We start from the raw sequence: 19,935 nt of genomic DNA, 5'->3' as shown, positions 1-19,935 counted from the left end.
ACAAGGAGAATAGCTTGAAACGCTATGTGTTAGTTGTGGTAATGGTGCTGTTGGGTTTGAGCGGCTGTGCAACCGCGCCCGATGACCCTTATGCAGATCCGCGCGACCCATTTGAAGAAGTGAACCGCGACGTTTGGGACTTTAATGAAACGCTTGATGAAAACGTTCTTTGGCCGGTAGCGCGAACCTACGGGAAGATCCCGCAACCCGTGCGAACGGGTATGCTAAATGCTGCCGAAAACCTCAGCGAACCATCGTATTTAGTGAATAATACCCTGCAAGGTAAGTTTAAAGATGCTGGTATTTCGTTTTGGCGCTTTTTGATCAACAGTACTGTGGGTATCGTCGGTATCTTTGATGTTGCCGATAAAATGGGACTTCATCGCCGTGATGAAGGCTTTGGCGAAACTCTTGCCTCGTGGGGCGTAGGCGATGGACCTTACCTCATGTTGCCGGCGATGGGACCGACGGTTCCGGTCGACCGCGGTGGTGACTTGGTCGATGGTTGGTACTTTCCGTTAGATGACTTGAATACACCAGTGAGTGTTGCGCGGGTCACCATTAAAGCCCTCGAATTACGCTTGCGTTTGCAAGAGCAACAAGCGTTGATGGAAAACTCGCTCGATCCCTATAGCTTCGTGCGCGAAGCCTACTATCAGAGCTGGCGTAACAAGGTGTATGATGGCAACCCGCCGGAACAAGAAGTTGACCCGAGTGAGCCTGAAGATTTAGGTGACGATTTCTACGATCAATTTGATTAACGAAAGCTGTTTTGGAAACACGTTTTGGAAAACAAGGACCCGATGACATGGTAAAAAAAGTCGTCATTCCCGTTGCCGGACTCGGTACACGGATGTTACCCGCTACGAAGGCTATTCCGAAGGAAATGCTACCGCTAGTGGATCGCCCACTCATTCAATTTATTGTGGAAGAATGTGCGGCAGCAGGGCTTACGGACATTATTCTGGTGACTCATTCGAGTAAGAACTCGATTGAGAACCACTTTGATACCAGCTTTGAATTAGAAACGACACTTGAGCAACGCGTGAAGCGCCAGTTATTAGCCGAAGTGCAAGCGATCACACCACCAGGTGTAACGATTATGCATGTTCGCCAAGGGGTTGCTAAGGGTCTTGGGCATGCGGTGTTGTGCGCGCGGCCATTGATTGATGATCAGCCGTTTGCCGTGGTGTTACCGGATGTTTTGGTCGACGCCTCAAGTTGTGATTTGCGCCGTGATAACCTCGCTGAGATGGTGCGTAATTTTAATGCAACCGGTACCGCGCAGGTGATGGTCGAAAAAGTCCCGCACGATAAGGTCGATCAATACGGTATTGCCGATATTGATGGCAGTGACTTGGCACCGGGTGAGCAAGCAGCGATCAAACAACTTGTCGAGAAACCGGCGGTGGGTAAAGCGCCCTCGGATCTTGCCGTAGTTGGCCGCTACGTATTCCCTGCCGATCTTTGGGAGCTGTTAGAACGGACTCCGGTGGGAGCCGGTAATGAAATTCAGTTAACGGACGCCATGGCGATGTTACTGGAACGTCAGACTGTGAATGCCTATTACATGAAAGGGCGCAGTAATGACTGCGGTAATAAGCTTGGCTATGCGCAAGCGTTTGTTGAACACGCGCTACGTCACCCTGATCTTGGCCCAGCAATGAAAGCGTGGTTGAAGTCGATTGGCTGACGCTGCTGTTTAAAGTATCCTGTTTAAAGTTTCAACAAGGAGGGTTCATCCCTCCTTTTCTTTTTGCTATTGGTCGCTTTCTATTTCCTTTTCTCCGCGAAATAGGTAGGGTAATACGGTTTTAAAACACTATAACGATAAACTAGTGAAGGCGAATAGGTATGGAACCTAAGAATAATTTACAACAAGACAACGGGTTTTTCGGCCAGCCGGCTGGCTTGCAAACCTTGTTCTTTACGGAAATGTGGGAGCGCATGAGTTATTACGGCATGCGCGCGCTACTCGTACTCTTCATGACCGCAGCCCTGCAAGACGGCGGTTTGGCGATGAACGTCGCCACTGCGACCGCAATCTACGGCTTGTATACCGGTGCGGTTTATTTCATGGGCTTGCCTGGCGGTTGGATTGCTGACCGTTTGATCGGTGGTCAACGTGCCACTTGGTACGGCGGTATCGTGATCATGTGTGGTCACATCGTATTGGCTATACCTTCGGACACTTCGTTCTTTCTCGGTCTGATTCTTGTCGTACTTGGTACGGGCATGTTAAAGCCGAATATCAGTGCGCTCGTAGGTCAGCTTTATGACGATGGTGATGACCGCCGTGACGCGGGTTACACCCTTTACTACATGGGTATCAACATCGGTTCGTTGATCGGTTACTTGGTCACCGGCTACCTCATGGAAAATGTGGGTTGGCACTGGGCGTTCGGTGCAGCAGCCGTAGGTATGTTCTTCGGTTTGGTGCAGTACCGCATGACGCTGCCAAAGCTTGGTTCTGTTGGTCAAGATGCGCCGAAACCATTGTCTGATAACGGCCGTCGCCTTAGTTGGATGGTCATCATTGCTTTCTTGGTTGGCCTTGGTGTGGTTTTTGTGGCCACTTCAACCGGCGCAATGACCATTGATCCGGTTGCGATTGCACAATATGTTGCAGCAGCGGCAACCATCGTATTCTTTGTTTATTACCTAAGTATTTTCTTGTTTGGTAAGTTAACCAAAAACGAAGCAAAACGTCTCGGTGCGCTGTTCCTAGTATGTATTGCGTCAATCTGTTTCTGGGCAGGCTTTGAGCAGGCGGGTTCTTCGTTGAACTTGTTCGCTCGTGATCTGACCGACCGCATGGTGGGAACTTTCGAGATTCCAACCACCTGGTTCCAGATGCTGAACTCAGGCTTTTTGATTGCGTTGTCACCGTTCTTTGCGGCCTTGTGGGTCAACTTGACCAAGAAAATGATTAATCCATCGTATGGCTTTAAGAGCGCACTGGGTTTGATCATCATGGCAAGTGGTTTCATCGTGATGTTTTTCGCATCACAAGCGGCAGCATCAGGCATGAAAGTGTCGCCAAACTGGTTGGTAGCCGTGTACTTCTTGCACACCGTTGGTGAGTTATGCTTGAGCCCAGTAGCGTTAAGTGCGGTAAGTAAGCTGGCGCCGAAGCGTATGGCGGGCCAGATGATGGGCATCTTCGTGTTAACTTACTCGATCGGTAGCCTGTTAGCAGGTCTGATTGCGGGTAACCTAGACCCTGAAAACACCTCGACCATGCCTGATATGTACATGCAGATCACGCTGTTCGGTATTGGTGTCGGTGTTGTCGTGTTCTTTATTGCACTGAAAACCCGTAAATGGGAAGCCCTGGCCGGTCAACCTGATCCGGAGCATGTGGCTATCAATGCAAATGAGCCAGTAAAACAAGATAAACTTTAAGTGTTAAGTGTTGGTGAGTTCGCTCACCAACATGTCGTACAGTAACCGGGCGCAAGGCCCGGTTTTTTCGTCTTTGGGCAATACTAAATAGGTTGAACCGGTGCGATGTGAGCCTCCGGCAAGTTGTAATTCCACTAGACTTTGAGATGGCGTGGTAATAAACGGTGGCAACCAGCAGAACCCGATACCAGCCTCAACCAGCTGCAGAGCTTCATTAAAGTTGTTCACCGTCCAGCGCTGCTCTGCTTTCAGCCAGCCTTGCTGTTCCAATGGCTTTTGCGCAGTGTCACGTATCACAATTTGTAAATACTGGCTTAGTTGGCCTGGGTTAAGCGGCGCAGGCATGCTGGCGAGCGGATGTGCTTCACTAACGACTAAATGCAGATGAAATTGACTGAGCGGTTCGCCGATAAAGCCTCGGGGAACCTGATGCGCTATCACTATATCAGCGCGTTGCTCAGTAATAGCCTCAATGGACCCAGTCAGCACGGTATCTTCAATGACAAGACGACTACCACGACTGTGTAATTGAAACTCTCGTAGAACGGGCAGTAACTGGTTGCGATCAAAAACCATCTCGACCGCAAGTTTAATTTCCGGCTCCCAACCTTGCTTTAAGTTGACCGCAAGTTGTTCGAGTTCGGTCACGAGTACCGTCAACTGCCGCGAGCGACGCAGCATAACCTCGCCAATTTCTGTGAGTTCAGCTTTACGTCCTATGACTTGGAGTAGTTTTACCCCGAGCGTGTCTTGTAGCTTTGCTACCGCATGATTCATCGAACTTTGGCTTTTACTCAGTGCCTGTGCGGCCTGCGCATAGCCACCATAATCGACGACTGCCTGTAAAATGCGCCATTGCTCAATGGTAGTTTTGGGGCGGTAGCTGGTAGCCATGTCATGCCTCTTAATTGTTAGCGATGATCACCGCACGGCGCGGTGCTGGGTATCCCTCAATGCTCTTGCTGTGGTCATTCGGATCGAGAAAGTCCACCAGTGATTGACCTGTCATCCATTCCGTCGCACGTTGTTCGCTCAGCTCGGTGACATTTTCGTCAACCACACGGGCGTTTTTGAATCCGCAGCGGTCAAGCCAGTGGAGCAGTGCCGCCGTGCTTGGAATAAACCACACATTACGCATTTTGGCATAGGTTTGACCCGGCACGAGTACGGTATGAATGTCACCTTCGACGACCAACGTTTCGAGCACCAACTGGCCGCCTGTGCGCAACTGTGCTTTCAATTGCGTGAGAAAGTCGATGGGAGAGCGGCGATGATAAAGCACGCCCATGCTAAATACCGTGTCGAACGCCTTTAATTCAGGGAGGTCCTCTACGCCAAGCGGAAACCAATGGGCACGTTGTTGTAGTGCTCGGGGCATAAAGTGGCGTACAGCCATAAACTGGGCCATAAACAGCTGCCCTGGGTCGACTCCCCAGACCTGTTCAGCACCGCTTTCGAGCATGCGCCACAAGTGATAGCCGCTACCGCAGCCGACATCAAGTACGTGCTGTCCGCTTAGGTCACCGATATGAGGCGCAACACGTTGCCATTTAAAATCCGACCGCCATTCCGTATCGATGTCGACGCCATGCAAATGGAACGGCCCTTTGCGCCATGGTGTAAGTTGTTGCAGTAGTCCACGAATACGATTCCTCTCGCCTTCACTGACGCTTTGGCTGGTGACTGTTACAGTGTCACCAAGTGCTACCTGCTCGGGTTCAAGCTTTGGCAACTGCGCAACGCAGCGCAGCCATTTGTGCAACTCGCCATGCTGTTGCTGCTGTTCCCAATGCGCGAGTTGTTGCGGCAGATGGGTAAGCCAGTGGTTGAGCGGCGATTGCGCCACAGCTATGAGGTCGTTTTTAAACATAACATCCCTTCGTTGTTGGTAGCCCGTGGTTCTACCACGGGGCAGGCCTGACGTTTTGACCATGTTCGCCGAATTCGAGATCCCCCGTAGTAGAACTACGGGCTACGATTTCACTGCGATTAATGCGGCGAAGTTGTAGCATTGGAACCATACTTGCACCGCACTAAAACCAACTTCCTTTAAGCGTTGTGTATGTGTTTCGAGGCTATCGATGCGCATCACATTTTCGATTGCTGCGCGTTTTTGGCTAATTTCTAGCTCACTATAGCCGTTGGCGCGCTTGAACTCATGGTGTAAGTCGACCAGCACTTCATCCATTGCTGCGTTTTCGCTTTTAAATTTTTCCGACAGCAGTAACACACCACCAGGGTTGAGGCCGTCGTAAATGGTCTGCAGCACGGCTTGGCGTTGCTCTGGCGGTACGAACTGTAGGGTGAAGTTCATAGTGACCACAGAAGCATCGACGATCTGTGTGTCGCGGATGTCTTCACAGATTACTTCAACCGGAATAGCGCTGCGGTAGCCTTCAAGATGCAGGCGGCAACGCTCCACCATTGCTTCGGAGTTGTCGACCGCGACCATGCGGACCCCAGTTAACGCTTGTGCACCTTGGCGCATAGCGAGTGTCGCGGCGCCCAGCGAGCAACCAAGATCATACAAAGTGCTGTCGGCTTGCGCGTAGCGTCGCGTGAGCTGGTGAAGGCCTTGTAAAATGCTTTGGTAACCCGGCACTGAGCGGTTAATCATGTCGGGAAAGACTTCAACCACACGTTGGTCAAAGGCAAAGTCACTCACTTGCGTGAGCGGCTCGGCAAAAATGGCATCGGGTTTGCTGTCAAACTTACTCATGTTTTCAACACTATGAATTCAATTGAATGGTTATAGTTTAACGCACTGGGGGCTAAAACTTGAGGTTTTTATTCGGCCAGCGCTACTGACAATTGCTGTGAGTCCGTTATAATGTGGCGCTTTGTAAATTCTAACTTGTGGTAGGGAAGCTCCCATGCGTAGCCATTATTGCGGACAGCTCGAAAAGAGTCTTGTTGATCAACAGGTAACCCTTTGTGGATGGGTTAATAAACGTCGTGACCTCGGTGGTCTGATTTTCATCGATATGCGTGACCGCACCGGTTTGGTGCAGGTGGTATTCGATCCGGATCAAGCGGCGCTGTTTGAAAATGCCAATAAGCTGCGTCAGGAATTCTGCGTACGTTTGAAAGGGACGGTGCGCGCGCGTCCTGAAAGTCAGGTCAATGCCAACATGGCCACCGGTGAAGTTGAAGTGATGGCCGATGAGCTCGAGATTTTGAGTCGTTCAGAGCCACTGCCGATTGACTTTAACCAGCATGTGAGCGAAGAAGCGCGTTTGCGTTTCCGCTATCTTGATTTGCGCCGCCCGAACATGAACCATAACTTACAATTCCGTGCGCGGGTGACCAGTGCGGTGCGTCGTTTTATGGATGACGCTGGCTTCTTGGATATCGAAACGCCAATGCTAACGCGAGCAACGCCAGAAGGTGCACGTGATTATTTGGTGCCGAGTCGTACGCACAAGGGTAAGTTTTTCGCGCTGCCACAGTCTCCGCAGCTGTTCAAGCAATTGCTGATGATGTCAGGTTTTGATCGCTATTACCAAATCGTAAAATGCTTCCGTGACGAAGATTTACGCGCGGACCGCCAGCCTGAATTTACCCAAATTGATATTGAAACCTCGTTCATGACTGCTGACCAAGTGATGGCAGTGACTGAACAGATGGTGCGCAAACTATTTAACGAGTTGCTCGAAATTGAGTTAGGCGATTTCCCACAAATGAGCTGGCATGAAGCGATGCGTCGTTTTGGTAGCGACAAACCGGATTTGCGCAACCCGCTTGAGTTGGTCGACGTGGCTGACCTATTGAAAGACGTTGAATTCAAAGTTTTTGCTGGCCCTGCGAATGACCCTAAAGGACGTGTTGCGGCGTTGAAAGTACCTGGTAAAGCAGGTGATATTTCACGTAAAAACATCGACGAGTACACCAATTTTGTCGGTATTTACGGCGCTAAAGGTCTGGCGTGGTTGAAAGTGAATGATCTCGCAGCGGGCCGCGACGGTATTCAGTCGCCAGTGTTAAAATTTATTCCAGATGACGCTTTGCAGGGCATCCTTGAGCGCACCGAAGCTACCGATGGCGATATTATCTTCTTTGGCGCAGACAATGCGACCGTGGTCGCTGAAGCGATGGGCGCGTTGCGTTTGAAAGTCGGCGAAGAGCACGGTTTCGTCAGTGACGAATGGCGTCCGTTATGGGTGGTTGACTTCCCTATGTTTGAAGAGCATGACGGTGAATTACACGCCATCCATCACCCGTTTACCGCTCCGGTAGGCGTAACACCAGAGGAACTCAAAGCCAACCCAGCGCAGACCTTGTCGAACGCCTATGACATGGTGCTGAATGGCGTTGAAGTTGGCGGTGGCTCGGTACGTATCCACGATAATGCGATGCAGCAAGCGGTATTTGAAATTTTGGGTATCGAGAAAGACGAAGCACACGAAAAATTTGGCTTCTTACTTGAAGCTTTGAAGTATGGCACGCCGCCACACGCTGGTTTAGCCTTTGGTTTGGACCGTTTAGTCATGTTGATGGTTGGTGCCAGTTCGATTCGTGAAGTGATTGCTTTCCCGAAAACCACCACTGCGGCCTGTGTGCTGACCGATGCTCCTGGTTTAGCGAACCCTGACGCATTGCAGGAGTTGGGCGTAGCCGTTAAGGTAGCTGAGGAAGCCAACGACAACGATTAACGAGGAGCGACACAATGGCAGGTCATTCCAAATGGGCCAACATTAAACATCGCAAAGCCGCGCAAGATGCGAAGCGCGGCAAAATCTTTACTCGTCTTATCCGTGAAATTGTGGTCGCTGCCCGTCAAGGCGGTGGCGACCCTGACACCAACCCGCGTTTACGCGCAGCCGTCGACAAAGCCCTGTCGAATAATATGAAAAAAGACACCATCGATACTGCGATCAAACGTGGCAGTGGTGATCTGGAAGGCGATAACGTTGAGGAGCTTAGTTACGAAGGCTATGGACCTGGCGGGGTGGCCATCTTCGTCGAAACCATGACCGATAATCGTAACCGTACCGTGTCGGAAGTGCGCTACGCCTTTAGTAAACACAACGGTAACCTGGGTACCGATGGTTCAGTCGCCTATTTATTTAATAAGCGTGGCGTGCTCAGCTTTGGCCCTGACACTGACGAAGATGCATTGATGGAAGCTGCACTCGAAGCTGGGGCGGAAGACATTGTTACCAATGACGATGGTAGTTTTGATGTTTTTACCACGCCAGATGCTTTTGGCACAGTGAAGGACGGCTTGCAGCAAGCGGGGTTTGCAGCGACGCATGCGGAAGTGAGCTTTATTCCGGAAACCCGTTCGCAGCTTGATGAAAAGGACGCCGAACAATTTCTTAAATTAATTGACGCGTTGGAAGAGGTGGACGACGTGCAAGAGGTCTATCACAACGCCGATATTGCCGACGACATTCTGGAGCGCATTGGCTAATGGCCATCATTCTGGGTATCGACCCAGGTTCGCGGATGACCGGCTATGGCGTGATCCGTCAGCAAGGGAACCAACTCACCTACATTGCCAGTGGTTGCATCAATGCTGCTGGCACCGTCCGTAAACCATTGTCACTTGCCGAAAAACTCAAGGTCATTCATGATGGCGTGAGTGAACTCATTGTGCAGTTCCAACCGGACGAATTTGCCATTGAGCAAGTGTTTATGGCGCGTAATCCCGATTCAGCGTTGAAGCTAGGGCAGGCGCGTGGCGCAGCAATCGTCGCCGCAGCTTGTGCTAATCTTCCCGTGGCCGAATATGCCGCGCGCTTGGTCAAGCAAGCGGTGGTAGGCACGGGAGCCGCGGATAAGAGCCAAGTACAACATATGGTGGTGGCTATGTTAAAGTTAAGCCATCGACCACAAGCCGATGCAGCCGATGCTTTAGCGGTGGCCATGTGCCACGCACACAATCGAAATCAGGCCATTTTGATGGCAACCACTAAAAGCACAAGGAGAGGACGTTGATAGGTCGCCTTACCGGAACCCTAATTAGCAAACAGCCGCCCGAGATAATGATCGACGTGCACGGCGTGGGCTACGAAGTGCAAATGCCAATGACGTGCCTGTTCGAGTTACCCGACGTGGGAGAGCCAGTGACCGTCATCACGCACTTTGTGGTACGTGAAGACGCGCAATTGTTATATGGCTTTAATACCTTTGCCGAGCGCTCACTGTTCCGCCAACTGATTAAGGCGCAAGGCGTTGGACCGAAGTTGGCACTTACCATCATGTCTGGGATGACTGCCCATCAGTTTGTTCAAGCTGTCACCCATGATGATGTATCGAGCTTGATTAAGCTGCCTGGAGTGGGACGCAAAACTGCTGAGCGTTTAGTGGTAGAAATGCGCGATCGGCTGAAACAATGGAGTAGCGCGACACCTGCAACTGACGCAGCACCTATAGACTTTGGCGATGGACAGTCGACATTGGTGGCAAGTTCGCCGCGCGACGATGCGGTGGGCGCTTTGTTGGCGTTAGGCTATAAACCTGCACAGGCAGAAAAGGCTGTCGCACAGGCGATAAAGACAAATGAAGGTGCGTCGAGTGAAGAGCTTATCCGCACCGCGTTGAAAAACATGTAGTTAAAAACCGTTATTCGTTGTTCGTATGCTGCACTGTTCGTAACCCGTGGTTCTACCACGGGGTATGCCGAATCCAACGAAAATGGTCAAAACGTCAGGTTAGACCCGTGGTAGAACCACGGGGTACCTGTACGAGAAACGAATAACGTCCTTTGAGGCTCTTATGATTGAACCGGACCGTATTAACCAGCCGCAAACCCAAGGCGATGACGAGCTCATCGACCGTGCAATTCGGCCCAAAAAACTTGCCGATTACACCGGGCAAGAGCATGTGGTCGAACAAATGGAAATCTTTATTCAAGCGGCTCGGCAACGGCAAGAGGCACTCGATCATTTGCTGATTTTTGGTCCGCCAGGACTGGGTAAGACGACGCTGGCGAATATTGTTGCTAACGAGCTGAACGTCAATATTCGCCAAACTTCCGGACCGGTGCTGGAGAAAGCGGGTGATTTAGCAGCGTTACTAACCAACCTCGAAGAGCATGATGTACTGTTCATTGACGAGATCCATCGCCTAAGTCCGGTGGTTGAAGAAATCCTGTATCCCGCGATGGAAGATTATCAGTTAGATATCATGATCGGTGAAGGACCTGCCGCACGTTCAATTAAACTCGATTTACCGCCATTCACGCTCATAGGTGCGACGACGCGTGCAGGGGCGTTAACTTCGCCGCTGCGTGATCGTTTTGGCATCGTGCAACGACTTGAATTTTATAATGTGACCGAACTTACGACGATTATTCAACGCTCAGCGAGCTATTTAAACTTAGATTTAGACGATGCCGGTGCGCGCGAGATCGCACGACGTTCACGTGGTACACCGCGCATCGCCAATCGCTTATTACGGCGTGTACGTGACTTTGCTGAAGTGCGTAACAATGGCAAGATTGATTTGCCGATTGCCTCTGCCGCTCTGAAAATGGTTGATGTCGACGAAGCTGGCTTTGATTATATGGATCGGAAGTTGCTATTGGCCATCATAGAAAAATTTATGGGTGGCCCAGTCGGTTTGGATAACATTGCGGCGGCGGTCGGTGAAGAAAAAGATACTATTGAAGATGTGTTAGAGCCGTATCTGATACAACAGGGGTTTTTGCAACGTACGCCGCGTGGTCGAATTGCGACACCGCACGCCTACGCGCACTTCGGCTTGGATAAAGACGGTTCATCGTAGCCCGTGGTTCTACCACGGGTCTAACCTGACGTTTTGACCGTTTTCGTTGAATTCGGCATACCCCCCTTGGTAGAACCACGGGCTACGAAAAAAGCACAAAAAAAAGCCCGCTGGGAAGCGGGCCAAAACTACAGAACAACAAGGAAGTTAAATCCAGGGAACAATAACAGGAAGAAGTGACAACCGGTCTCTTCGTAACTGATATGCAGCGCATTATACGGAGGTCGGACATCTGTTCAAACGAGAAAAATTGCGCTTCGCATAAAAAAAACTAATAGCATGATGTAACGTGTGAATAAATAATAAACACACTAAAATTGGTAAGACCAAAAATAGTTAATTAAATCAATGGAATAATGATTTTTGGTAAAATTGGTTAAATAAAAAAATGTCTGGCTACTTTTTAATCATGCAAAAAATTTACATAAACTTTGAGCGTTGCAAGGTTGCGCATTCACTGAAATAGAGGAAAGCTTGCAAGTATGGTCGAAGCAAATGCATTTTCGTGGCCGATCCGAGTGTACTATGAAGACACAGATGCCGGCGGTATCGTATATTATGCCAACTATCTCAAATTCCTTGAGCGCGCCAGAACAGAATGGTTACGCTCATTGGGAATAGAACAGGATACTTGGTTAGCTCATCGGCTAGGTTTTGTGGTTCGGCAGGTCCATATGGATTTATTACGGCCTGCACGATTTAACGATGAACTGCGTGTAACCGTTGTGGTCGAACGGTTGAAACGCGCCTCGGTCGTGTTTACACAACAAGTGCTGAATCAACAAGGCACAGTTTTATGTCAGGCTCAGGTCAAAGCGGCCTGTGTGAATTTAGGGGAAGACGGTGACGCCGTTCGGGCGGTACCGATGCCAACAGAAATAATAGAGGTGCTTAAGCGTGCAAGCTGAAATGTCGATCACTGCGTTGATTCTTGAAGCGAGTTTTGTAGTTCAGTTAGTCATGCTGATGTTGCTTGCTTTTTCGGTGTTCGGTTGGATGATGATCTTTCAACGGAAGAAAATTATTCAAACCGCAAGTCAGCAAGCGACGGCGTTTGAAGATCGTTTCTGGTCTGGCGTCGACTTGGCGCGGCTCTATCAAGAAATTGGCGCGCGCGCTCAAAACGCAAATGGCATGGAAAAGTTGTTCTATGCGGGGTTTAAAGAATTCGCGCGATTGCGCAGTAATGCTGCGTTAAGCCAGCAACAAGTTTTAGAGGCCTCGTACCGTGCGATGCGTGTAGTGCACTCGCGTGAAGTCGATCGCCTCGAGCATAACCTTAGTTTACTCGCAACTATTGGTTCGATTAGTCCTTATGTCGGTCTGTTTGGCACGGTGTGGGGGATTATGAACGCTTTTATTGGTTTGGGTGCGGTGCAGCAAGCAACCCTTGCGATGGTTGCTCCGGGCATTGCCGAAGCGTTGATCGCAACAGCCATGGGTTTGTTTGCGGCGATTCCGGCGGTTATTGCCTATAACCGTTTTGCTAACCGAGTTGAAAAAGTAGATAACCAATACCTTAACTTTATGGATGAGTTGTTGGCGATTTTACAGCGCCAAAGCGCTCAACCTAAAGCAGCAGCGAGTAATGCCTCATGATGATGACGTCGAATCGAAAACGGCGTAAGCCAGTTTCCGAGATCAACGTCGTACCTTACATCGACGTGATGTTAGTGTTGCTGATTATTTTTATGGTAACAGCACCGTTGATCACGCAAGGCGTGCAAGTTGATTTGCCTAACGCCAATGCCGAGCCGCTGGACAAAGAAAGTAAGCCGCCGGTGATTGTGTCTGTGAACCGTGATGGTCAGTATTTTATTAATTCAATTAATAATATTGGCGACCCAAATGAGCCTTTGCCGCTGGAAACTTTGGCAGCACGGGTGCAAGCGCAGTTGATTAACGATCCGGAAACACGCTTTATGGTAAATGGAGATGGTGCTGTTTCCTACAATCAAGTGATTCAATTAATGGCATTATTGCAGCAGTTGGGGATTGAATCTGTGGGCTTAATGACTGAAGACACCGACGGTTAAGCGAGGCGCATGTGAAGAAGGGTAACTATACATGGCCGCAGGAAATGACCGTTCCACTGCTTCTATCGGTGGCGCTGCACTTAGGTGTGGTTATTATTTTAGTCGCGGGTTTTAAGTTTTCACCAAGTACGCCCGAGGCGATGGAAGTAACGCTTGACGCGCCTCTCTCGGAAGAGGTTGTGCCACAGGAAGAGATTGTGAAGGCCGCCACTGTCGATAAGGCAAAAGTTGAGCAGCAGCTTGAGGAAATTCGTGCGGCTGAGCAACAGCGCAGAGATGAAATTGCGGAACTCGAGCGTCGTGCCGAGCAAGCAAAACGTCAGCGCGAAGCAGAACAGCAACGTCAACGTGAGCTTGAAGCGCAACAGCGTGCCGAGCGAGAGCGGTTGGCGAAAGAGAAAGAAGCTGCGCTGAAACAACAGCGTGAAGCTGAACGCAAGGCGGCAGAAGCTGAGCAGCGTCGCAAAGCTGAAGAAGAGGCCGCACGTAAGGCGGAAGAAGAGCGTAAGCGCCGCGAAGCTGAAGAGCGTCGTCGTGAAGAAGAGCGTAAACGCAAAGCAGCCGAAGAGCGTGCGCGAGCGGAGCGTGAGCGCCAGATGCAAGAAGAGTTGGAGCGCGAGCGTCAGGCACGAGCCGCCGCTCGCAGTCGACAAATTCAAAGCGAGTTGGGTAAATATACTAACTTGATTAAGGCGACGATTCAGCGCAACCTGATTTCTGACCCGTCGATGCAAGGCAAGCAGTGCGTGGTTAATATTCGCTTAGCGTCCAGTGGTTTCGTGATTTCAGTGAATCGTGTAAGTGGTGACCCAGGCGTTTGTAAAGCAACCGAGAATGCGGTGCTAAAAGCAGGTACACTACCTGTATCTGAAGACCCTGAAGTTTTCGCGAAGATGAAAGATATTAATTTGACCTTCGCTCCTGAATTTAACTAAACAATGAAGTAGCAACGCCCATGAGTATGATGAAAAAGCTAGCATTTGTTTTAGTCACCGCAATTGTGGTGAGCTTAATGTATCGTCCGGCCAAGGCCTCACTTGAAATCGTTATCACTGACGGTATCGATAGTGCACGTCCGATCGCAGTCGTACCGTTTCGGTGGTTAGGTGACGGCCCCGCGCCTGAGGGGCTGACGCAAGTCATTGCAGCAGATTTAATGCGTAGCGGTAAATTTAACCCGATACCGACCAATGCGATGCCGCAAATGCCAAGCTCAGAGGAAGAAATTGACTACCCGAGTTGGGCGAGTCTAGGCGTGGAAGCCGTTTTGGTGGGAACCATCGAACCGTATGCAGTGGATCGCTACACCGTCGCTTTTCAAATTATTGACGTATTGCGCGGGCAAATTACCAGTGGCTCACGTGTGTTGCGTGGCGGTGAACTGGTAAGTTCAAATGATCATATTCTTGATGCGCGTCGCAGCGTGATCAACGGTGATCAGTTCCGTCAGTACGCGCACCGAATCTCAGATGTTTTTTATGAAACGATGACAGGCGATCCTGGCGCATTCATGACGCGCATCGCCTACGTCACGGTCAACCACAACCGCGAAAAGCCTTATGAACTGGTGGTGGCTGATTATGACGGCTATAACGAAAAGGTGTTGCTACGTAGTCCTGAGCCGCTAATGTCACCATCGTGGTCGCCGGACGGTAACAAGCTTGCCTACGTGAGTTTTGAAAACAAGCGCCCAGAAATCTTTGTCCAAGACATCTACACTACCCGGCGTGAAAAGATGACATCATTTTCGGGGATTAATAGCAGTCCAGTTTGGTCTCCGGATGGGCGCACGCTGGCGATGGTGTTATCGAAAGATGGCAATCCTGAGCTCTATACAATGGATGTTGCAAGCAAGCAGCTGAACCGAGTAACGCGGCATCACGCTATCGATACAGAACCGAATTGGTCGCCTGACGGAAAATCCCTCGTATTCACCTCAGAAAGGGGTGGCAGACCGCAGTTATATAGCGTAAATTTAGATTCAGGTCAGGTGCGTAGACTTACTTTCGAGGGTGAACAAAACCTCGGCGGTACCTACACGCCTGATGGCCAACAAGTGGTCATGGTAAATCGTACGCAAGGCAACTATCATATTGCTAAGCAAGATTATCCGAGTGGTAACCTGCAAATTCTAACGCAAACGTCGTTGGATGAATCACCAAGTTTAGCGCCAAATGGCAGTATGGTGATTTACAGTACCACTCATAACAACCAACAGGTGTTGGCGTTGGTTTCGGTAGACGGTCGTTTTAAGGCGCGTTTGCCAGCCCGTGAAGGTGAAGTTAAGTCGCCTTCGTGGTCGCCATATTTACGCTAGTTTTATACAGAACGAACCCTAAAAATATTAATTAAACAGAGAACTAAGGATCGCGGACATGAACGCAAACCAGTTACTAAAAAGCCTGCTAATCGCCGTACCTATGTTGACTTTGGCTGCCTGTAGCTCAAGCCAAGGTGCCGATGACGCAGCAAATCAACAAACCAATCAGCAACAACAAGACCAACAAGGTTCTGGTGTTGAGCTGGATGCTGCGGAGCGCGCTAAGACTCCTGAAGAAATCCGTGCTGAACAGATGGAAACTTTGCGCCAAGAAAACATTGTTTACTTTGCGTTTGATGATTCACGTGTAAGCTCTGAATACGGCCAGATGCTCTCTGAGCACGCTGACTTCTTAGTGCAAAACCCGAATGTCACGGTCACCATCGAAGGCCACGCAGATGAGCGCGGTACGCCAGAATACAACATCGCTCTCGGTGAGCGTCGTGCGAAGGCAGTAGCACAGTACCTGCAAAACCTGGGTGTAAGCTCAAACCAAATGGAAACCGTGTCTTACGGTGAAGAAAAACCATTGGTAAATGCTTCTACTCAGTCGGCGTACGCAAAAAATCGTCGCGGTGTACTGGTTTACTAAGCACCATTTAAATGAAGCAATATACGGTTAAGCCAATGCAAAAATTATGTCTAGTGCTAGCCTTTGTTGTCCCCGGTGTCGTGTTCGCACAGGCACCGGTGTCTAAGTTAGGTAGTGGCAGTGTCGAAGAACGCTTAGAGCAACTAGAACGGGTGATGGATGCACGTAACGCTGCGCAAATGGCGCTGCTGGATCAAATGGCAAGTTTACAGGATGAAGTCGCTGATTTGCGCGGCAAAACCGAAGAGCATGCCTATCAGCTTGAGCAGATTTTGCAGCGGCAACGTGAAATTTATCAGGAAATCGATCGTCGTTTAGCAGCGACACCGGTGAACCCTGAGCCATCTACGGTTGCTCAACCGTCGTCGAATGCTTCCGGCGGAGTTGAATACTCAAGCAACTTAGGCGAAAACGATGCCTATGACAAAGCGATTCGCTTAGTCATGGAAGATCGTCGCTACGATGCCGCGATTCCTGAGTTCCGTAAGTTTATTCAGCAATTCCCAAATTCGACTTATGTTCCCAATGCACATTACTGGCTTGGTCAGTTATTGTATGCGGAAGGTCAATTTGATGAAGCAAAGCAGGAATTCACCGCTGTGGTGGAACAATTCCCAGATAGCAATAAACGTGGTGACAGTATTTTGAAGTTGGGTATCGTTGCTCAACAACAAGGTGAAAGTCAGCTTGCACGTAGCTATTTTGAGAAGGTTATTAGCGAGTACCCAAACAGTACGCCGGCCGGATTAGCTGAGAAACGCTTAGCAAATTTGTAAAAAGCCTGTGGTTTTTTACGCGAAGTGTTCGCTAATTGAGCAAACGCACCGTATATCTGCAAATTGCAGTTGCAACGCGCGGCATTTTAAGTAAACTATGCCGCCGTTGCCGCTGATAAGCAGCAACAGATGAGATTGGGTCGTTAGCTCAGTTGGTAGAGCAGTTGACTTTTAATCAATTGGTCGCAGGTTCGAATCCTGCACGACCCACCAATCTTCTCATCATCCCCTTCTTCTGTCGTGGGTCGTTAGCTCAGTTGGTAGAGCAGTTGACTTTTAATCAATTGGTCGCAGGTTCGAATCCTGCACGACCCACCACGATTTTTTACCCAAGTCCCTTTTTGCAGTATACTACCCGAACCTTTTTTGCATGTGGTGAAGTAGCAGCATGAGTATCACAGAAGAGATCCAGGCACGCGTTATCGATCAACTCGACTATGCGTTTCCGGCCAAACCAAAACCCTTAAGCGACACTGATAAAGCGGCTTATATTGCGCGCATCAAGCAGTTGCTAAAAGACAAGAATGCGGTGCTAGTAGCACACTATTATACCGATCCTGAAATTCAGGCATTGGCCGAAGAGACGGGTGGCTGCGTTGCGGATTCACTCGAGATGGCGCGATTTGGTGCTAATCATGACGCCGATACTTTGATTGTCGCTGGCGTTAAATTTATGGGTGAGACAGCGAAAATCCTCACGCCTCATAAAACCGTTCTGATGCCAACGTTAGAAGCTACCTGTTCACTTGATATCGGTTGCCCAATCGAAGAATTTTCGGCGTTCTGTGACGCACATCCTGAGCGTACAGTTGTGGTATATGCGAATACCTCAGCTGCAGTAAAAGCGCGCGCAGATTGGGTTGTGACTTCGAGCATTGCTTTGGATATTGTTGATCACCTTGATGCCGAAGGAGAGACCATTCTTTGGGGCCCCGACAAACATTTAGGTAACTACATTCAGAAGCAGACCGGTGCCGACATGATCATGTGGCAGGGTGCTTGTGTAGTGCATGATGAATTCAAGACCAAGGCCTTAGAAGATCTGAAGAAAGTTTATCCAGAAGCGGCCATTTTGGTGCACCCAGAGTCGCCAGCTCATGTGGTAGAAATGGCCGATGCGGTGGGTTCGACCTCGCAGTTGATCAAAGCCAGCCAAGAGCTCCCGAACGATACCTTTATTGTAGCGACCGACCGCGGTATTTTTTACAAGATGCAGCAGCTGTCACCAGGCAAGCATTTCATTGAAGCACCGACCGCTGGCGCAGGAGCTACCTGTCGTAGCTGCGCCCATTGTCCGTGGATGGCAATGAATGGCCTTGTAGCCATTGCGGAAGCATTAGAGCATGGTGGTGCGACGCATGAGATTCATGTCGACCCGACACTCGCTGAGCAGGCGATGCGGCCATTACAGCGTATGTTGAACTTCAAAAAGACCTAAGCGCCCGATCAGCGCGGCGTATAGGTCGGATGTTGCAATTGGTAACCGCTTGCCCGCAGTAAGCGGTTACTAATTCGCTTACTCCCTCGACGACCAATATCATCACTGCGTGGAAAGGTGCTCAAATCGACTCCCAAGCGCTCAGCTAAGCGACCATAAGCATCCTCTTGCGGTAACGGCTCATCATCCGATACGAGGAACATGGGTTGCTGTTTATCGGGATGCTGAATCAAAAACGCGATAAAGCCCGCGACATCGTCGGCGTGAATTCGATTCGTCCATGCTGGTGTAATGACCGCTTCGCCCGAAATGAGCATCTCAGCAAGCCGCGTGCGGTTTGGCCCATAAATCCCTGAACAACGCAAAATGCTTACTTGGTCGGTTGCGGTGGCGATGGTCTGTTCGGCTTGAAGTAACATCTGACCGTGGTGATCACTTGGCTCTGCCGGTGTACGCTCATCAACCCACTCGCCATTACGCTGATCATAAACACCCGTGCTCGAAATATAGATAATACGGGGTCTTAATCCCTGGCTTTGTAATTGATGCTGCAACAGCCGACAGGGTAGCACATAGCCGTCGAAATACGGATCTTCCGACTTTCGGTTTGGCGTTAAGGTAATAACCACAACATCGACATCAGCATCAATCAAACGCTCGACGTCAGCAGCGTTACTCGCATCGCCAGCGAGTAGCTCTATATGGGCGGGATTGTTCTTATTGTCGGGATGACGACACATACCACGCATTTGCGTAAATCCAGCAAACTGTAACAGCGAGCTGGTGCGTTCGGCGATATCGCCATAACCTAAAAAAGCAATTGTTGTCATGCTGCTAACCACACATCAAGGAATAACATCACCACTAAGCCAACCATTAAGCCTGTAGTAGCGCGTTGGTGGTGACCACGTCGGTGGGTTTCGGGAATAATCTCGTGACTGATTACAAAGAGCATAGCACCTGCTGCGAAAACCAGCCCCCACGGCAGTAAAACTTGTGAAATGTTTACAAAAACACCGCCTACGAGGCCGCCGATAGGTTCGATAAGGCCGGTAAGTGCCGCGACCACGAAGCTTTTTAGGTGACTATACCCCACGGCAACTAAACCTACCGCTACAGCTAAACCTTCGGGTAGATTTTGTAGACCAATCCCCAACGCCAATGAGAACGCGGCATCACTTTCGCCGCTACCGTAGGCAACGCCGACGGCAAGCCCCTCAGGGAAATTATGAATGGCGATGGCAAAAACGAACAGCCATACCCCGGCAATTTTTTCTGATGAACGGCCCTCAGGGCCGGAAATGAAGTGTTCGTGCGGTAATAGTCGATCCATAACTGCAATGGCTGCCGCACCTAACAGAATGCCAAATACAGCGATTAATGCCGGCGTAGGGCCTTCGCCATAAAGTTCGGTCGAGATCTCAATCGAAGGCACAATAAGAGAGAAGAATGAAGCGGCCAGCATAACCCCAGCCGCAAAGCCGAGCAGGGTGTCATTAAAGGACTCTGATGGTTTACGCCCCACTAATACCGGAAAGGCACCTACGGCGGTTAAGCTTCCTGTTAAAGTGCTTGCTATCAAGGCCGTTAAAACCAAATCCATGCCAACCTCTTCATTTTACCAACGTGTAAGTTAC

21 protein-coding genes and 2 tRNA genes are annotated in these 19,935 nt (G+C 49.9%); 18 read left to right on the top strand and 5 right to left on the bottom strand.

Annotated features, from left to right (window positions below; genetic code table 11):
- Window positions 1–14: 14 nt before the first annotated feature.
- The 3 genes from NV375_RS05395 to NV375_RS05385 all read left to right on the top strand — a co-directional run bounded on the left by NV375_RS05395 (window position 15) and on the right by NV375_RS05385 (window position 3,405).
- A complete protein-coding gene (locus tag NV375_RS05395) occupies window positions 15–761 on the top strand; it encodes a VacJ family lipoprotein (RefSeq protein WP_258807244.1) in 747 nt (248 codons plus the stop codon).
- 47 nt (window positions 762–808) lie between these two features.
- The gene (gene galU, locus NV375_RS05390) at window positions 809–1,693 is read left to right on the top strand and encodes a UTP--glucose-1-phosphate uridylyltransferase GalU (RefSeq protein WP_258807243.1); all 885 of its coding nucleotides are present in this window, start codon (window positions 809–811) and stop codon (window positions 1,691–1,693) included.
- A 161-nt stretch (window positions 1,694–1,854) separates the two neighbouring features.
- A complete protein-coding gene (locus NV375_RS05385; protein WP_258807242.1) occupies window positions 1,855–3,405 on the top strand; it encodes a peptide MFS transporter in 1,551 nt (516 codons plus the stop codon).
- Between the two features lie 3 nt (window positions 3,406–3,408).
- Here the strand turns inward: NV375_RS05385 and NV375_RS05380 are convergent, their stop codons facing one another.
- The 3 genes from NV375_RS05380 to cmoA all read right to left on the bottom strand — a co-directional run bounded on the left by NV375_RS05380 (window position 3,409) and on the right by cmoA (window position 6,124).
- Entirely contained in the window at window positions 3,409–4,299 is an 891-nt protein-coding gene (locus NV375_RS05380; RefSeq protein ID WP_258807241.1) for a LysR family transcriptional regulator, read from the bottom strand.
- A 10-nt stretch (window positions 4,300–4,309) separates the two neighbouring features.
- Window positions 4,310–5,275 (bottom strand): tRNA 5-methoxyuridine(34)/uridine 5-oxyacetic acid(34) synthase CmoB, encoded by a 966-nt coding sequence (cmoB, locus tag NV375_RS05375; protein ID WP_258807240.1) that lies wholly within the window; start codon window positions 5,273–5,275, stop codon window positions 4,310–4,312.
- 102 nt (window positions 5,276–5,377) lie between these two features.
- Window positions 5,378–6,124 carry a carboxy-S-adenosyl-L-methionine synthase CmoA gene (gene cmoA, locus NV375_RS05370; RefSeq protein ID WP_258807239.1) on the bottom strand — a complete coding sequence of 249 codons (747 nt, stop codon included), beginning with the start codon at window positions 6,122–6,124 and terminating at the stop codon, window positions 5,378–5,380.
- Window positions 6,125–6,278: 154 nt separating this feature from the next.
- On the opposite strand from cmoA, the gene aspS reads away from it, so the two are divergent.
- The 15 genes from aspS (at window position 6,279) to nadA (ending at window position 18,298) form a co-directional block, all read left to right on the top strand.
- On the top strand, window positions 6,279–8,057 hold the full coding sequence (gene aspS, locus NV375_RS05365; RefSeq protein ID WP_258807238.1) for an aspartate--tRNA ligase: 1,779 nt from the start codon (window positions 6,279–6,281) through the stop codon (window positions 8,055–8,057).
- A gap of 14 nt (window positions 8,058–8,071) precedes the next feature.
- Complete coding sequence (locus NV375_RS05360) at window positions 8,072–8,818, top strand: YebC/PmpR family DNA-binding transcriptional regulator (protein WP_258807237.1); 747 nt, start codon at window positions 8,072–8,074, stop codon at window positions 8,816–8,818.
- Complete coding sequence (ruvC, locus tag NV375_RS05355) at window positions 8,818–9,345, top strand: crossover junction endodeoxyribonuclease RuvC (protein ID WP_258807236.1); 528 nt, start codon at window positions 8,818–8,820, stop codon at window positions 9,343–9,345. The genes NV375_RS05360 and ruvC overlap by 1 nt, the downstream gene beginning before the upstream one ends.
- Window positions 9,342–9,962 (top strand): Holliday junction branch migration protein RuvA, encoded by a 621-nt coding sequence (ruvA, locus tag NV375_RS05350; protein ID WP_258807235.1) that lies wholly within the window; start codon window positions 9,342–9,344, stop codon window positions 9,960–9,962. Before ruvC ends, ruvA begins: the two co-directional genes overlap by 4 nt.
- A 163-nt stretch (window positions 9,963–10,125) precedes the next feature.
- Window positions 10,126–11,136, top strand: a complete 1,011-nt coding sequence (gene ruvB, locus NV375_RS05345) for a Holliday junction branch migration DNA helicase RuvB (RefSeq protein ID WP_258807234.1) — start codon at window positions 10,126–10,128, stop codon at window positions 11,134–11,136.
- A gap of 482 nt (window positions 11,137–11,618) precedes the next feature.
- Window positions 11,619–12,044 carry a tol-pal system-associated acyl-CoA thioesterase gene (gene ybgC / locus NV375_RS05340; protein ID WP_258240048.1) on the top strand — a complete coding sequence of 142 codons (426 nt, stop codon included), beginning with the start codon at window positions 11,619–11,621 and terminating at the stop codon, window positions 12,042–12,044.
- Window positions 12,034–12,735 (top strand): protein TolQ, encoded by a 702-nt coding sequence (gene tolQ / locus NV375_RS05335; protein ID WP_126771180.1) that lies wholly within the window; start codon window positions 12,034–12,036, stop codon window positions 12,733–12,735. The genes ybgC and tolQ overlap by 11 nt, the downstream gene beginning before the upstream one ends.
- The gene (gene tolR / locus NV375_RS05330) at window positions 12,735–13,172 is read left to right on the top strand and encodes a protein TolR (protein WP_126772737.1); all 438 of its coding nucleotides are present in this window, start codon (window positions 12,735–12,737) and stop codon (window positions 13,170–13,172) included. Before tolQ ends, tolR begins: the two co-directional genes overlap by 1 nt.
- A 44-nt stretch (window positions 13,173–13,216) precedes the next feature.
- On the top strand, window positions 13,217–14,107 hold the full coding sequence (gene tolA / locus NV375_RS05325) for a cell envelope integrity protein TolA (protein WP_258807233.1): 891 nt from the start codon (window positions 13,217–13,219) through the stop codon (window positions 14,105–14,107).
- Between the two features lie 26 nt (window positions 14,108–14,133).
- Window positions 14,134–15,489, top strand: coding sequence for a Tol-Pal system beta propeller repeat protein TolB (gene tolB, locus NV375_RS05320; protein WP_405035618.1), 1,356 nt, complete (start codon window positions 14,134–14,136; stop codon window positions 15,487–15,489).
- A gap of 58 nt (window positions 15,490–15,547) precedes the next feature.
- Entirely contained in the window at window positions 15,548–16,084 is a 537-nt protein-coding gene (gene pal, locus NV375_RS05315; protein ID WP_258807232.1) for a peptidoglycan-associated lipoprotein Pal, read from the top strand.
- 35 nt (window positions 16,085–16,119) lie between these two features.
- Window positions 16,120–16,860 (top strand): tol-pal system protein YbgF, encoded by a 741-nt coding sequence (gene ybgF, locus NV375_RS05310; protein ID WP_258807231.1) that lies wholly within the window; start codon window positions 16,120–16,122, stop codon window positions 16,858–16,860.
- A 137-nt stretch (window positions 16,861–16,997) separates the two neighbouring features.
- Window positions 16,998–17,073, top strand: a tRNA-Lys gene (locus tag NV375_RS05305).
- 29 nt (window positions 17,074–17,102) lie between these two features.
- A tRNA-Lys gene (locus NV375_RS05300) sits at window positions 17,103–17,178 on the top strand.
- A gap of 70 nt (window positions 17,179–17,248) precedes the next feature.
- A complete protein-coding gene (gene nadA, locus NV375_RS05295; RefSeq protein ID WP_258807230.1) occupies window positions 17,249–18,298 on the top strand; it encodes a quinolinate synthase NadA in 1,050 nt (349 codons plus the stop codon).
- 8 nt (window positions 18,299–18,306) lie between these two features.
- Here the strand turns inward: nadA and NV375_RS05290 are convergent, their stop codons facing one another.
- Together NV375_RS05290 and NV375_RS05285 are read right to left on the bottom strand one after the other, a co-directional pair.
- Window positions 18,307–19,128, bottom strand: coding sequence for an NAD(P)H-binding protein (locus tag NV375_RS05290; protein ID WP_258807229.1), 822 nt, complete (start codon window positions 19,126–19,128; stop codon window positions 18,307–18,309).
- Complete coding sequence (locus NV375_RS05285; protein WP_258807228.1) at window positions 19,125–19,901, bottom strand: ZIP family metal transporter; 777 nt, start codon at window positions 19,899–19,901, stop codon at window positions 19,125–19,127. The genes NV375_RS05290 and NV375_RS05285 overlap by 4 nt, the downstream gene beginning before the upstream one ends.
- Window positions 19,902–19,935: the final 34 nt, after the last annotated feature.

Origin of the sequence: Pseudidiomarina sp. CB1, from assembly GCF_024752025.1 — a bacterium.
In the GTDB taxonomy this organism is placed as follows: domain Bacteria; phylum Pseudomonadota; class Gammaproteobacteria; order Enterobacterales; family Alteromonadaceae; genus Pseudidiomarina.
Note: the sequence above shows the minus strand (reverse complement) of the source record. Positions and strands in the feature narration are given on the sequence as shown.

What these genes read in the sequence shown, in the direction of transcription:
- NV375_RS05290 (WP_258807229.1), bottom strand. Translation starts at nt 19,128, where the DNA reads ATGACAACAATTGCTTTTTTAGGTTATGGCGATATCGCCGAACGCACC.
- NV375_RS05380 (WP_258807241.1), bottom strand. Translation starts at nt 4,299, where the DNA reads ATGGCTACCAGCTACCGCCCCAAAACTACCATTGAGCAATGGCGCATT.
- tolR (WP_126772737.1), top strand. Translation starts at nt 12,735, where the DNA reads ATGATGACGTCGAATCGAAAACGGCGTAAGCCAGTTTCCGAGATCAAC.
- tolA (WP_258807233.1), top strand. Translation starts at nt 13,217, where the DNA reads ATGACCGTTCCACTGCTTCTATCGGTGGCGCTGCACTTAGGTGTGGTT.
- tolB (WP_405035618.1), top strand. Translation starts at nt 14,134, where the DNA reads ATGATGAAAAAGCTAGCATTTGTTTTAGTCACCGCAATTGTGGTGAGC.
- cmoA (WP_258807239.1), bottom strand. Translation starts at nt 6,124, where the DNA reads ATGAGTAAGTTTGACAGCAAACCCGATGCCATTTTTGCCGAGCCGCTC.
- ybgF (WP_258807231.1), top strand. Translation starts at nt 16,120, where the DNA reads ATGCAAAAATTATGTCTAGTGCTAGCCTTTGTTGTCCCCGGTGTCGTG.
- NV375_RS05360 (WP_258807237.1), top strand. Translation starts at nt 8,072, where the DNA reads ATGGCAGGTCATTCCAAATGGGCCAACATTAAACATCGCAAAGCCGCG.
- cmoB (WP_258807240.1), bottom strand. Translation starts at nt 5,275, where the DNA reads ATGTTTAAAAACGACCTCATAGCTGTGGCGCAATCGCCGCTCAACCAC.
- galU (WP_258807243.1), top strand. Translation starts at nt 809, where the DNA reads ATGGTAAAAAAAGTCGTCATTCCCGTTGCCGGACTCGGTACACGGATG.
- ruvC (WP_258807236.1), top strand. Translation starts at nt 8,818, where the DNA reads ATGGCCATCATTCTGGGTATCGACCCAGGTTCGCGGATGACCGGCTAT.
- nadA (WP_258807230.1), top strand. Translation starts at nt 17,249, where the DNA reads ATGAGTATCACAGAAGAGATCCAGGCACGCGTTATCGATCAACTCGAC.
- ruvB (WP_258807234.1), top strand. Translation starts at nt 10,126, where the DNA reads ATGATTGAACCGGACCGTATTAACCAGCCGCAAACCCAAGGCGATGAC.
- NV375_RS05385 (WP_258807242.1), top strand. Translation starts at nt 1,855, where the DNA reads ATGGAACCTAAGAATAATTTACAACAAGACAACGGGTTTTTCGGCCAG.
- ybgC (WP_258240048.1), top strand. Translation starts at nt 11,619, where the DNA reads ATGGTCGAAGCAAATGCATTTTCGTGGCCGATCCGAGTGTACTATGAA.
- pal (WP_258807232.1), top strand. Translation starts at nt 15,548, where the DNA reads ATGAACGCAAACCAGTTACTAAAAAGCCTGCTAATCGCCGTACCTATG.
- aspS (WP_258807238.1), top strand. Translation starts at nt 6,279, where the DNA reads ATGCGTAGCCATTATTGCGGACAGCTCGAAAAGAGTCTTGTTGATCAA.
- NV375_RS05285 (WP_258807228.1), bottom strand. Translation starts at nt 19,901, where the DNA reads ATGGATTTGGTTTTAACGGCCTTGATAGCAAGCACTTTAACAGGAAGC.